The organism is Bradyrhizobium zhanjiangense (genome assembly GCF_004114935.1).
Classification (GTDB): domain Bacteria; phylum Pseudomonadota; class Alphaproteobacteria; order Rhizobiales; family Xanthobacteraceae; genus Bradyrhizobium; species Bradyrhizobium zhanjiangense.
This window is the reverse complement of sequence record NZ_CP022221.1, coordinates 8,745,469-8,758,205: the sequence shown is the minus strand read 5'-3', so window position 1 is coordinate 8,758,205 and position 12,737 is coordinate 8,745,469. Positions and strand designations below refer to the sequence as shown.

Annotated in this window: 10 protein-coding genes; 3 read left to right on the top strand and 7 right to left on the bottom strand. The window is 65.1% G+C overall.

The genetic code is table 11. The annotated features are described in order from the left end of the window. Positions 1 to 22: 22 nt before the first annotated feature. Positions 23 to 526, bottom strand: coding sequence for an SRPBCC family protein (locus XH85_RS41865; protein ID WP_164934727.1), 504 nt, complete (start codon positions 524 to 526; stop codon positions 23 to 25). A 240-nt stretch (positions 527 to 766) separates the two neighbouring features. Between XH85_RS41865 and XH85_RS41860 the strand changes: the two genes are divergently transcribed. The 3 genes from XH85_RS41860 to XH85_RS41850 all read left to right on the top strand — a co-directional run bounded on the left by XH85_RS41860 (position 767) and on the right by XH85_RS41850 (position 6,273). Then, positions 767 to 1,678, top strand: coding sequence for a LysR family transcriptional regulator (locus tag XH85_RS41860; protein WP_128936580.1), 912 nt, complete (start codon positions 767 to 769; stop codon positions 1,676 to 1,678). 242 nt (positions 1,679 to 1,920) lie between these two features. Further along, positions 1,921 to 3,114, top strand: coding sequence for an efflux RND transporter periplasmic adaptor subunit (locus XH85_RS41855; protein ID WP_128936579.1), 1,194 nt, complete (start codon positions 1,921 to 1,923; stop codon positions 3,112 to 3,114). 6 nt (positions 3,115 to 3,120) lie between these two features. Further along, positions 3,121 to 6,273: a multidrug efflux RND transporter permease subunit gene (locus XH85_RS41850; RefSeq protein ID WP_128936578.1), complete on the top strand. Its 3,153-nt coding sequence runs from the start codon at positions 3,121 to 3,123 to the stop codon at positions 6,271 to 6,273. A gap of 152 nt (positions 6,274 to 6,425) precedes the next feature. Here XH85_RS41850 and XH85_RS41845 read toward each other — a convergent pair whose 3' ends face one another. From XH85_RS41845 to XH85_RS41820, 6 genes are all read right to left on the bottom strand, one after another. After that, positions 6,426 to 7,217 carry an inositol monophosphatase family protein gene (locus tag XH85_RS41845; protein WP_128936577.1) on the bottom strand — a complete coding sequence of 264 codons (792 nt, stop codon included), beginning with the start codon at positions 7,215 to 7,217 and terminating at the stop codon, positions 6,426 to 6,428. Positions 7,218 to 7,302: 85 nt separating this feature from the next. After that, a complete protein-coding gene (locus tag XH85_RS41840; protein ID WP_128936576.1) occupies positions 7,303 to 8,385 on the bottom strand; it encodes a tetratricopeptide repeat protein in 1,083 nt (360 codons plus the stop codon). An 8-nt stretch (positions 8,386 to 8,393) separates the two neighbouring features. Then, a complete protein-coding gene (locus tag XH85_RS41835) occupies positions 8,394 to 9,068 on the bottom strand; it encodes a thiamine phosphate synthase (protein WP_128936575.1) in 675 nt (224 codons plus the stop codon). 3 nt (positions 9,069 to 9,071) lie between these two features. Continuing rightward, positions 9,072 to 10,097: a class I fructose-bisphosphate aldolase gene (locus XH85_RS41830; RefSeq protein WP_128936574.1), complete on the bottom strand. Its 1,026-nt coding sequence runs from the start codon at positions 10,095 to 10,097 to the stop codon at positions 9,072 to 9,074. A gap of 308 nt (positions 10,098 to 10,405) precedes the next feature. Further along, positions 10,406 to 11,473: a class II fructose-bisphosphate aldolase gene (gene fba, locus XH85_RS41825; RefSeq protein ID WP_128936573.1), complete on the bottom strand. Its 1,068-nt coding sequence runs from the start codon at positions 11,471 to 11,473 to the stop codon at positions 10,406 to 10,408. A gap of 56 nt (positions 11,474 to 11,529) precedes the next feature. Continuing rightward, a complete protein-coding gene (locus XH85_RS41820) occupies positions 11,530 to 12,723 on the bottom strand; it encodes a phosphoglycerate kinase (RefSeq protein ID WP_128936572.1) in 1,194 nt (397 codons plus the stop codon). Between the last annotated feature and the right edge of the window lie 14 nt (positions 12,724 to 12,737).

Below are 12,737 nucleotides of genomic sequence, written 5' to 3'. Positions count from 1 at the left end.
ATGCCGCGCCCCATTTCCCCTGTCAATTGCCCTCGGACACCCACTTCAATGTCGCCAGCCACAGATCGTGGCCCCGGTGCAGCAGGCTCTCATCGGCCTCTCGCAGGTGCGCGGCATCCTTGCCGACACCGACTTCATCGGTGACGACCAGGCAGCTCGCGCCGCGAGGGACCAAATACCAGGTATGATAGAAGCTCGGTTGCGTCCCCGGCGCGTAACCGTACCAGCCGAGGCGTGCATGTGGCACGTATTCGTTCACCTTGCTCTCGATCGACAGGCCGAACGTGGTCCATCGCCACGTCGTGTCGTTGCCCAGGACCTTGGTGCCCTCGGGAAGTTCGACGTCCCTGGCGTTCGGATACCATTGCGGCCACTTGCTGGCGTCCACGATGTGGCTCCAGACCTTCTCGCATGACGCGTTGATGAGAAGCTCGTTGTGCGCAAACAGATCCGCAGTCGCAGGATTGAAGCGCTCTGGCCAGTGAATCTCGTTCGAGCGCATCGCGAGGTCTTGCTTCATCGTCATGATCGCTTCCTTTCTGGTGCCTGGGGAAGGTGCGTTAGTTTGCGCGCCGGCAGAGGCTGCGATCGAAAGCAGCGACGCGCCTAGCAGCGTCCAGCGCGTGCAATACCTGATGCTCTGAAAATAAGACCGTTTTGTCATGTTCGCCTCCGCGTCTTCGGTGGCGACACAGATGTCAGATGGTGATTGCGGATCCAATTTCCGTTATGTCAAAATAGACATTCATATAAATCAGGAATTGCGATGCCCTTCGATGGACGGTTGCTATCGGGTGTGACTGTCCTCTCGGCCGTCATCGAGGCCGGCACCATCGCACGCGCGGCCGATGCGCTGGGCCTGACGGCCTCGGCCGTCAGCCGCGCCATATCGCGTCTGGAAGCGCGCGTCGGGGTCAGATTGCTTGAACGCACGACGCGCTCGCTCTCCTTGACCGATGAGGGGCGACGCTTCTACGAGCGCGTCGGACCGCACCTTGCCGGCATCGAAGAAGCTGCAACCGAGGCTTCGGGCTCCGCCGGCATCGTACGCGGACGGCTCAGGGTGAACGTCGATCCGTTCTTCTCTCGCATCGTCCTGTCATCTCACATCAGGACGTTCCTGGTGCAGCATCCGCAAGTCTCGCTGGAGCTTCTCATGCGTGACGCGATCGGAGATCTCGGCGCCGGCGGCTTCGATCTCGCGTTGCGGTTCGGTGAGCCGCCGCAGGGTTCGTTGGTGGCGCGCAAGCTCGTCGAGACCCGCGTTCTCACTGTTGCCTCGCCCGCCTATATCGCCGAGCACGGCCGGCCACGACATCCGTCCGAAGTCCCGGACCACGATTGCATCGGCTTCTATGACGCGGCGAACCAGCGGCCTTTCGATTGGGAGTTTCGTAAGGGGAAAGAGGTGCTCCCCGTGAAGGTGTCCGCCCGCGTTCTGGTTTCGGATGTCGGCGCCATGCTCTCGGCTTGCGTAGCCGGCGCAGGCATTGCGCAGATTCTCCAACTGGGCAGCAGTCACCTCGTGCAAAGCGGAGCATTGGTCAATCTGTTTCCGGAATGGTCAGGTGAGATGTTCCCGCTCTATGCCCTGTTTCCGTCGCGCCAGCACCAGCCCGCGAAAGTGCGAAGCTTCATCGACTTCTGCCTCAGTGTGATCGCAAGGGAGAATGCCTGAAGGTTGCCGGATTGCGATCTTCTGTCGCAGCACGCGCTGATGGAACCCGACTCACAATTCGGTGAGTCCCGAAAAGCTTCAAAAAGTCAGCACGATAGATCGTGTGACAATGAGCCGCCCGCGCCATGCGTTGCATCGCAGCAGGCGCATTCTATTTTGGCGGCATCGGCCGCGTGCAAAGAGCCCAGAACGGGCCCGCGCGGAGCGTGATCAGTTTCAACGAAATCGGGGCGACTCACTTCATGTCAGGACTTCGTGCGCGATCGGCATGCGTTGCAATGATGCTCGCGGCCTTAGCGCCGCTGCTGGTGGGCTGTGACGAGTCCAGCTCGGCCGTATCCGCCGCTCCGCCGTCCGACCCTGACGTCAGCATCGTCGTCATCAAGCCGCAGCCGCGCGCCGTGGTGCGGGAGCTGCCGGGCCGCATCGCGCCGACGCGTGTCTCCGACGTGCGGCCGCGCGTCTCCGGCATCGTGGTCGAGCGCCTGTTCCGCCAGGGCAGCGAGGTGAAGGCGGGCGATCCGCTCTACCGCATCGATCCACGTCCGTTCGAGGTCGAGGTGTTGGCCAACGAGGCCGCGGTCGCCAAGGCCGAAGCTGCTGCGATGCAGGCGCACCAGCAGGCACGCCGCATCGCTACGCTCACCAAGGATCGCGCCGCGCCAGAGGCCGAGAACGAAAAGGCAATCGCCGCCGAGCGGCAGGCCCAGGCCGAGGTCGAGGGACGCAAGGCGGACCTCGCGCGCGCAAAACTCAATCTCGATTACGCTACCGTGCGCGCGCCGATCGACGGAGTCGTCGGTGCGGCGCTGGTCAGCGAAGGCGCGCTCGTCGTGCAGAACGAGACGAATCTCGCCAGCATCCAGCAGCTCGATCCGATCTATGCGGACTTCACCCAATCGGTGACCGAGCTCAACCAGCTCCGCCGCGCCTTCGAAACCGGCGATCTCGAGCGTATCGCGCCCGACGCCGCCAAGGTGCGACTCGTACTCGATGACAACACCACCTATTCGCTCGACGGCAAGCTGCTGTTCTCCGACGCCAAGGTCGATGCCCACACCGGCCAGGTGACACTGCGCGGCGAATTCCGCAATCCCAAGCGCGAGCTCCTGCCGGGCATGTATGTCCGCGTCCGCATCGACCAGGGTCTGGACGCCGACGCGATCGCGGTGCCGCAGCAGGCGATTCAGCGCAATGGCGGCGGCGGCAGCGAGGTCTTCGTCGTCAAGGACGACAACCACATCGCGGTGCAGGCGGTGCGCACCGGTTCGGTGCAGGACGGATTCTGGTTCATCACCGAAGGCCTGAAGGCCGGTGACAAGGTCGTGGTCGAAGGCTTCCAGAAATTTGCGGCCGGCGACAAGGTCAAACCGCAATCATGGTCGGAGGCGGACGCGACCGCGGACAACCGGCATGCCCAGAAGCTCACGCGGTAACGCGCCATGCCGAGTTTCTTCATCGACAGGCCGATCTTTGCCTGGGTGGTCGCGCTATTCATCTGCTTGATCGGTGCGATTGCGGTTCCGCTGCTGCCGATCGCGCAATATCCGATCATCGCGCCACCCTCGATCTCGGTCTCGACCAGCTATCCCGGCGCCTCGCCGGAGAACCTCTACAACAGCGTCACCCGGCTGATCGAGGAGGAGCTCAACGGCGCCTCCGGCATCCTCAATTTCGAATCGACCAGCGATTCGCTCGGCCAGGTCGAGATCATCGCCAACTTCCAGCCGGGCACCGATACCAGCGCCGCCTCGGTCGAGGTGCAGAACCGCATCAAGCGCGTCGAGGCGCGCTTGCCGCGCGCGGTGATGCAGCAGGGCATCCTGATCGAGGAAGCCTCCAGCGCGGTGCTTCAGATCATCACGCTGAACTCGACCGACGGCAGCCTCGATGAGGTCGGCCTCGGCGATTTCATGATCCGCAACGTGCTCGGCGAGATCCGCCGCATTCCCGGCGTCGGCCGCGCCACGCTCTACTCGACCGAGCGCAGCTTGCGCGTCTGGGTCGATCCGGCCAAACTGGTCGGCTATGGGCTGACCGCCGACGACGTCAACAAGGCCATCGCCGCGCAGAACGCGCAGGTCGCCTCGGGCAGCATCGGCGCCGAGCCGTCGACGCCGAGCCAGCGCACCTCCTCGCTGGTGCTGGTCAAGGGCCAGCTCTCGTCCCCGGACGAATTCGGCGCCATCATCTTGCGCGCCAACGCCGACGGTTCGACCGTGCGCCTGCGCGACGTCGCGCGCATCGAGGTCGGCGGCCTCAGCTACCAGTTCAACACGCGCCTCGACGGCAAGCCGACCGCCGGTCTTTCCGTGCTGATGTCGCCGACCGGCAATGCGCTGGCGACCGCGAGTGCCGTCGAAGAGAAGATGAAGGAGCTGTCGCGCTTCTTCCCGGCCAATATCACTTACGAGATCCCCTACAACATCACGCCCGTGGTCGAGGCTTCGATCAAGAAGGTGCTGTCGACGCTGGTCGAGGCCGTGGTGCTGGTGTTCGTGGTGATGTTCTTGTTCCTCCAGAACATCCGCTACACCATCATTCCGACCATCGTGGTGCCGGTGGCGCTGTTAGGGGCCTGTTCCACGCTGCTGCTCGCCGGCTACTCCATCAACATGCTCTCGATGTTCGGCATGGTGCTTGCGGTCGGTATCCTCGTCGACGACGCCATCGTCGTGGTCGAGAACGTCGAGCGCATCATGGCCGAGGAAGGCCTGCCGCCGAAGGAAGCGACGCGCAAGGCGATGTCGCAGATCACCGGCGCCATCATCGGCATCACCTTGGTGCTGATGGCGGTGTTCGTGCCGATGGCATTCTTCCCGGGCTCGGTTGGCATCATCTATCGCCAGTTCTCCGTGACCATGGTCGCAGCGATCGGCTTCTCCGCCTTCCTGGCGCTGTCGCTGACGCCGGCGCTGTGCGCGACCCTGCTCAAGCCCGTCGCCGCCGGTCACGGCCATGCCAGGAAGGGCGTGTTCGGCTGGTTCAACCGCGTGCTCGAAGGCGGCAAGGAGGGCTATTCCCGCACCGTCGGCTTCTCGCTGAAGCGCACCGGCCGCCTGATGCTGGTCTATGTCGCGCTGCTGGCCGGTCTGTCCTGGGCCTTCGTCAACCTGCCTGGCGGCTTCCTGCCCGTCGACGACCAGGGCTTCGTCACCACCGACGTGCAGACGCCGTCGGATTCGTCCTATGCCCGCACCGAGGCCGTGATCGAGAAGGTGGAAAAATATCTGGCGCAGCGGCCCGGTGTCGACAACGTCACTTTCCTCACCGGCTTCAGCTTCTCCGGCCAGGGCATGAACACCGCGCAGGCCTTCATCACCTTGAAGGACTGGTCGGAGCGTGGCCCGAAGGATTCCGCCGCGGCGATCGTCAACGACATCAACCGCGATCTGTCCTCGATCCGCGATGCCAAGATCTCAGCCCTCCAGCCGCCGCCGATCGACAATCTCGGCAATTCCTCGGGCTTCTCATTCCGCCTCCAGGACCGTGGCCAGAAAGGCTATACGGCGCTCATGCGCGCCGCTGACCAGCTGATCGCGGAGGCCAATGCGAGCCCGGTGCTGCAGAAAGTCTATGTCGAAGGCCTGCCCGAGGCCGGCGTGGTCAATCTCGTGATCGACCGCGAGAAGGCCGGCGCCTTCGGCGTCACCTTCGAGGACATCAACAACACGATCTCGACCAATCTCGGCTCGAACTACATCAACGACTTCCCGAACCGCGGCCGCATGCAGCGCGTCGTGGTGCAGGCAGATAGCCGCGACCGCATGCGGACCGAGGACATCCTCAACTACAACGTCAAGAACAGCCGCGGCCAGCTGGTGCCGTTCTCGTCCTTTGCAACTGTGGAATGGGCGCGCGGGCCGACCCAGATCGCCGGCTTCAACTACTATCCGGCGGTGCGCATCTCCGGCGAAGCGAAACCAGGCTTCACCTCGGGCGACGCGATCGCCGAGATGGAGCGGCTCGCCGGCCGGTTGCCGCGCGGCTTCGGCTATGAATGGACGGGACAGTCGCTCCAGGAGAAGCTCTCGGGCTCGCAGGCGCCGTTCCTGCTGGCGCTGTCGGTGTTCGTGGTGTTCCTGTGCCTTGCCGCACTCTATGAAAGCTGGACCATTCCGCTCGCGGTGCTGCTGACCGTGCCGCTCGGCATCGTCGGAGCAGTGAGCGCGGCGATGCTGCGGGGCCTGCCTAACGACGTCTATTTCACCGTCGGCCTGATCACCATCATCGGCCTCGCGGCAAAAGACGCGATCCTGATCATCGAGTTCGCGAAAGATCTGCGCAAGGAGGGCAAGCCGCTGGTGGAAGCCACCATCGAGGCCTGCCGCCTGCGCTTCCGCCCGATCCTGATGACCGGCCTTGCCTTCATCTGCGGCGTGCTGCCGATGGCGATCGCCCACGGCGCCGGCGGCGCCAGCCAGCAAGCGCTCGGCTCCGTCGTGATGGGCGGCATGATCGCGGTGGTGATCCTGGCGCTCTTGATGGTGCCGGTGTTCTTCGTCTCAGTGCAGCGCGTGCTGGGCGGGGATCGGGAGCCGAAGATGGCGAAGGAAGACGAGGCCTACGGGCCGCCGGCGCCGGTGAAGCCGTAGGCGCACTGTCATGCCCCGCGCAGGCGGGGCATCCAGTACGCCGCGGCATCTCCGTATCCAACTGATGTCTCTGGAATACTGGATCACCCGCTAGTGCGCAATTGCGCACAAGGCGGGTGATGACAGCGGAATGCGGAGCGCGAGCTTCCGCCTTACGCCGCCTTCCGCAAAATCTTCACCAGCTCTCCGTGCACGAACTCGTTGCCGCACACCACGTGCCCCTTCGTCAGCGCATCGCCGGGCGTGTCGATGTCGCTCACGGTGCCGCCGGCTTCCTTCACCATGATCTGGCCGGCCGCGATGTCCCAGGGCGAGAGATTCCGTTCCCAATAGCCGTCGAGACGGCCGGCGGCGACGAAGGCGAGGTCGAGCGAGGCGGCGCCGAAGCGGCGCAGGCCCGCGACGCGGTCCTGGATCGCGGTCATCTCGCGGCGGAATTCCTCGTGGTCGCCGCGGCCGATATGGGGCAGGCCGCAGCCCACCACGCATTCGTTGAGCTGGCGACGGCCGGCCACGCGCAGCCGCTGGTCGTTGAGGAAGGCGCCCTTGCCGCGCTCGGCGATGTAGAGCTCGTCATTGGCGGGATTGTAGATCACGCCCGCGATCACGGTGCCCTCGCGTGCGAGGCCGATCGAGATCGCGAATTGTGGGATGCCGTGCAGGAAGTTGGTGGTGCCGTCCAGGGGATCGACGATCCAGGTGTGGCTCTTGTCGCTACCTTCGCGGGTGCCGCCCTCTTCGCCGATGAAGCCGTAGCCAGGCCGGGCCTTGGCGAGGTCCTGGTAGAGGATCTCTTCGGCGCGCTTGTCGGCGAGCGAGACGAAATTCGCCGGGCCCTTCAGCGAGACCTGGAGATGCTCGATCTCGCCGAGATCGCGCTTGAGGCTCCGGCCGGCGCGGCGCGCGGCCTTGACCATGACATTGATAGTTGCGGAGTACAGCATGAGCTCTGGTCTTGATCGGGGGAAATTGGCGCGAAATCGCGCCCGTTTGAGGGATGGGGTGCCCTGCGAGGGCGCCAAGGTCAAGTCATTTGGTCCCGAGCCATTTTTTTGCGGCGGCTTCCGCCTTGGCCCGGTCCTCGGCCGGCAGATCGGACAATTGCTTGTCGAGCTCCGGGTCGCCCTTGCCGGCGGTCTTGGCCACCAGGTGCCATTTGAAGCCCTCGACCTTGTCCACGGCCGTGCCCATGCCGTTGATCAGCACCCAGGCCAGCCGGTTCTGCGCGATCGCGCTGCCCTGGCGCGATGCCTTGCGGAGCAACGCCACAGCGGCCGGCTGGTTCTTCGGCGTGCCGGTGCCGTTGAACAGCGCGATGGCGTATTCGACCTCGGCATCGACATTGTCGGCCAGCGTCGCGGTCTGGAGCAGCCGCACCGCGCGTTCCGGGTCCTTCGGCACACCGGTGCCTTCCTTGTAGAAGGTCGCGAGCGCGTATTGCGCCTCGGGCAGGCCGCCATCGGCGGCCTGGCGCAGCAGCTCGGCGGATCGCTTGACGTCCTGCGGCAGGGTCTGGCCGTCCAGGTAAAGCAGGGCGAGGTTATAGGCCGCCTTGGGCTCGCCCAGCTTGGCGGCAGAGGCCATCAGCTTCACCGCTTCGCCCTTGTCGACCGGGCCGCCGCGGCCGGACATGCGCAGCATGGCGAGCGCGAACATCGCCTCGCGGTCGCCGGCATCCGCAGCGCGCTTGTACCATTCCTGCGCCTTGGCGTAGTCGCGGCGGATGCCCATGGCGTTGGAATAGAGCTCGCCGAGCATGGTCATCGCCTTGGGATCGCCTCCTTGCGCGCGGGCGGTGGCGAGCTCGAACGCCGTCTTGTACTGGCCGCGCTGATAGGCGCCGAACACCAGATCGACGTTGGAATTGTCGGTCGGCGGCGCGGGGATCACGGTCGCGGCCGGGGCCGGCTTGGAGGAGGGGGCCGGCTTGGGCGAAGCCGAAGGCTTCGGCGCCGGTGCGGCCTCCTTCTTGTTGGTGAGCGCGTGCGGCTTGGGCTTCTGTTTTTCGGCGGGGGGGCTCGGCGTTGTGGCCGGCGGGGTGATCTGGAGCTGCGCGGCCGCAGGCACTGTGAGCAGCAGCGTGGCCAAAATGGTGATGCGCGGGAGCTTCATGTCGGGCGCTAGCCGTGCTCCTGGCCAGCCGGCGCCGTCGCATGGGCCTTCTTGATTGCAGCATCGGCCTCGGCCAGCGCGGCCTTGGGCCCGCGCGGATCGGCCCAGATGAACTCGCCGGCCAGCACGAAATCGGCACCGCTGGCGGCGAAATCGTAGGCCTCCTCGAGCGAGGTGGCAAAGCCGACGCAGGGCGGCTCGAACAGCTCGGCCCACCAGTCCAGCCGCTCGGCGATCGCCTGGGACGACGGCCGCTGGCCGTTGGCGTCGGGCTCGCCGAACAGCACGTAGTCGGCGCCCATCTCGCCCGCGCTCATGGAATCGTGGCGCGTGGCGAGCCCGCCGACGCCGGCAATGCGATCCGGCTTGAGCGAGGGCGCCGCCTCTTCCAGCGCGGCAAGGCCCGTGAGATGCGCACCATCGGCGCCGCCGCGCGCCACCAGTTCGGCATGGCCGTCGATCAGCAGCGCGGCGCCCGCCTTCTGCACCGGCGGCGCGAAGGCCTTGATGCGCGAGATCATCGTGCGCTGGTCGGTCTCCTTCAGCCGCAGCAGCACGGCCGCGACATCGGCAGAGGCGAGCAGCGCAGGCAGCTCGGCCACAAGAGAAGCGGGGTCATCGACAACAGGCGTCGCGAGATAGAGACGCGGCGCCGGGCGCGGCGGTGGCGGTTTGTTCGACAAGATCTAGGCTGCTTTCTTTTCCAGGCTGGCTTGCCATTCGCCCTTGGACGCGAGGCCGTTCATCCGCGCGCGGTGGCTGAAGGCACGCTGTCCGGCCGCGACGTTCTCGGCCTTGCCGGACCAGGCCTTTTGCGGCGCGGCTTGCAGCGCGCGGCCATAGGAGAAGGTCAGGCCCCAGGGCAGCGGGCCGAGCTTGTGCATGGCGTTGAGATGCGCGGTCGCCTCCTCGTCGGACTGGCCGCCGGAAAGGAAGGCGATGCCCGGCACCGCCGCCGGCACGCAGGCCTTCAGCAGCCGGATTGTCTTCTCCGCGACTTCCTCGACGGAAGCCTGCTTCGCACACTTCTTGCCTGAGATTGCCATGTTCGGCTTCAGCACCATGCCTTCGAGCGCGACGCGCTGCTCGCGCAATTCCTGGAACGTCTTGTTGAGGACGCGTTGCGTCACCTCATAGCAGCGCTCGATGTCGTGATCACCATCCATCAGCACCTCGGGCTCGACGATCGGCACGATCTGCGCGGCTTGGCACAGCGCGGCGTAGCGCGCCAGCGCGTGGGCGTTGACGTTGATCGCCGTCATCGAGGGAATGCCGCTGCCGATGTCGATCACCGCACGCCATTTGGCGAAGCGGGCGCCGCGCTCGTAATATTTCTTCAGCCGCTCGGCGAGCTTGTCGAGGCCGATGGTCACAAGCTCGCCCGGGCACATCGGCAGGGCTTGCGTGCCTTCGTCGACCTTGATGCCGGGGAGGGCGCCGCTCTCCTCGATCAGCCTGATCAGCGGCGTGCCGTCCTTGGCATCCTGCCAGATCGTCTCGTCATAGAGGATCACCCCGGAGATGTACTGGCTCATGGCCTCCTTGGAGCGGAACAGCATCTCGCGATAGTCGCGGCGGTTCGCTTCGGTCGATTCGACGCCGATCGCGTCAAAACGCTTCTTGATGGTGCCGGAGGATTCGTCGGCGGCAAGGATGCCCTTGCCGGGCGCGACCATGGCGGTCGCGATCCTGTTGAGCTCAGTCAGATTCATCGAGAGGTCCTCCCAAAACGATTCTGCCCTTGCCCGTGAAAATAGACCGTTCTCGGGCAATTGCCGAGTTAACGTTCGTCGCAGGGTAAAGGGGGCGGGAGGTCGTCGGGTAAAATGGTGGCCGGGGTCGGGCGACCCTTAACCTCGCCCCGCTTGCGGGGAGAGGTCGGATTTTACGCTACGCGTAAAATCCGGGTGAGGGGGTACAGGTCTGTCGATAGGGTACGACTCGCGGAGAGAGCCCCTCACCCCGACCCTCTCCCCGTAAGAACGGGGAGGGGGAGGGATAGATCACGCCACCGCGATCGCTATGCGACGCGGGGGTCGAGCTCGCCCTTGGCGTAGCGCTTGGCCATTTCGGCGGTGGTCAGGACCTTCTTGATCTTCGAGGCCTGGCCGGCGGTATTGAACTCCTGGAGCCGCTGCTTGCACAGCTTGGTCATCGCTTCCATTGCGGGCTTCAGATACTTGCGCGGATCGAACTCTTCCGGATTGTCCTTGAGCACTTTCCGGATCTGGCCGGTCATCGCCATGCGGTTGTCGGTGTCGATGTTGATCTTGCGCACGCCGTTCTTGATGCCGCGCTGGATCTCGGCGACCGGGACGCCCCAGGTCGGCTTCATCTTGCCGCCATAGGCGTTGATGATGTCCTGGAGGTCCTGCGGCACCGAGGACGAACCATGCATCACGAGATGCGTGTTCGGCAGCTTGCGGTGGATCTCCTCGATCACGTTCATGGCGAGGATGTCGCCGTCGGGCTTGCGGGTAAATTTGTAAGCACCGTGAGAAGTCCCCATCGCGATCGCGAGCGCGTCGACCTTGGTCTCCTGCACGAACTTCACGGCCTCGTCCGGATTGGTCAGCAGCTGGTCGTGGCTGAGCTTGCCTTCGGCACCGTGGCCGTCTTCCTTGTCGCCCATGCCGGTCTCGAGCGAGCCGAGCACGCCGAGTTCGCCTTCCACCGAGATGCCGCCGAGATGGGCCATGTCGGTCACGGTCTTGGTGACGCCGACATTGTAGCCCCAGTCGCCGGGGGTCTTGCCGTCGGCCTTGAGCGAGCCGTCCATCATCACCGAGGTGAAGCCGGACTGGATCGCGGTCATGCAGGTCGCCGGCTCGTTGCCGTGGTCGAGATGCACGCAGACCGGAATATGCGGATAGATCTCGGTCACCGCATCCATCATATGCTTGAGCATGACGTCGTTGGCGTAGGAGCGCGCACCGCGCGAGGCCTGGATGATGACGGGCGCGTCGACCTGGTTGGCCGCGTCCATGATCGCCAGCGCCTGCTCCATGTTGTTGATATTGAAGGCCGGTACGCCGTAATCGTTCTCCGCCGCGTGGTCGAGCAATTGACGTAACGTGATCCGAGCCATCTGTCTTTTTCTCCCGTTTGGGCCTGCAAGGCCGCTCAATGTTTGCCGACTTAAGCTTAACTGACGCGCAGCACCTCGACGCCGGGCAAGGGCTTGCCTTCCATCCATTCAAGGAACGCGCCACCGGCGGTCGAGACATAGGTGAAACTGCCGGCGACGCCGGCCTGGTTGAGCGCGGCGACGGTGTCGCCGCCGCCGGCGATCGAGATCAGCTTCTTGTCCTTGGTGCGCTCGGCGGCGTGCCTGGCGGCCGCGACCGTGCCGCGGTCGAATGGCTGCATCTCGAAGGCCCCGAGCGGTCCGTTCCAGACCAGCGTTGCGGCATCGTCGATCGCGGCGTGGACGCGCGCCACCGATTGCGGGCCGACGTCGAGGATCATGCCGTCGGCGGGGATCGCGTCGAGCCCATAGGCGTGCGAGGGCGCGTTGGCGGCGAAATGATAGGCGACGGTGGCGTCCACGGGGAGGATGATCGCGCAGTTGGCGGCGCTTGCCTTCTCCATGATGCGCAGCGCGGTGGCGGCGAGATCCTTCTCGGCCAGCGACTTGCCGACCGCGACGCCCTGGGCGTGCAGGAAGGTGTTGGCCATGCCGCCGCCGATCACGAGCGCGTCGACCTTGTTCACGAGGTTTTCGAGCAGATCGATCTTGGTCGAGACTTTTGCGCCGCCGATGATCGCGATGACCGGTTTGGTCGGCGAGCCCAGCGCCTTCTCCAGCGCGTCGAGCTCGGCCTGCATGGTGCGGCCGGCATAGGCCGGCAGCTTGTGGCCGAGGCCCTCGGTCGAAGCGTGGGCACGATGCGCGGCCGAGAAGGCGTCATTGACCCAGATGTCGCCGAGCTTTGCCAGCTCCGCGACGAAGGCGGGATCGTTCTTTTCCTCTTCCTTGTGGAAGCGGGTGTTTTCCAGGCAGAGGATGTCGCCGTCCTTCAAGCCGGCGACGGCTGTGGCCGCAGGCTCGCCGATGCAATCGTCCGCGAACGCGACGGGCTTTTTCACGACCTTGGACAGCGCTTCCGCGACGGGCTTGAGCGAGTCCTTGGCATCGCGGCCCTTCGGCCGGCCGAAATGTGCGAGCAGGATGACCTTGCCGCCCTTGTCGGAGATCTCGCTGATGGTCGGTGCGACGCGCTCGAGCCGCGTTGCGTCGCTGACGCGCCCATTCTCCATGGGTACGTTGAGGTCGACGCGCAGCAATACGCGTTTGCCCTTCACATCGACGTCGTCGAGGGTGCGGAATTTGGCCATGTCCTGAATCACTC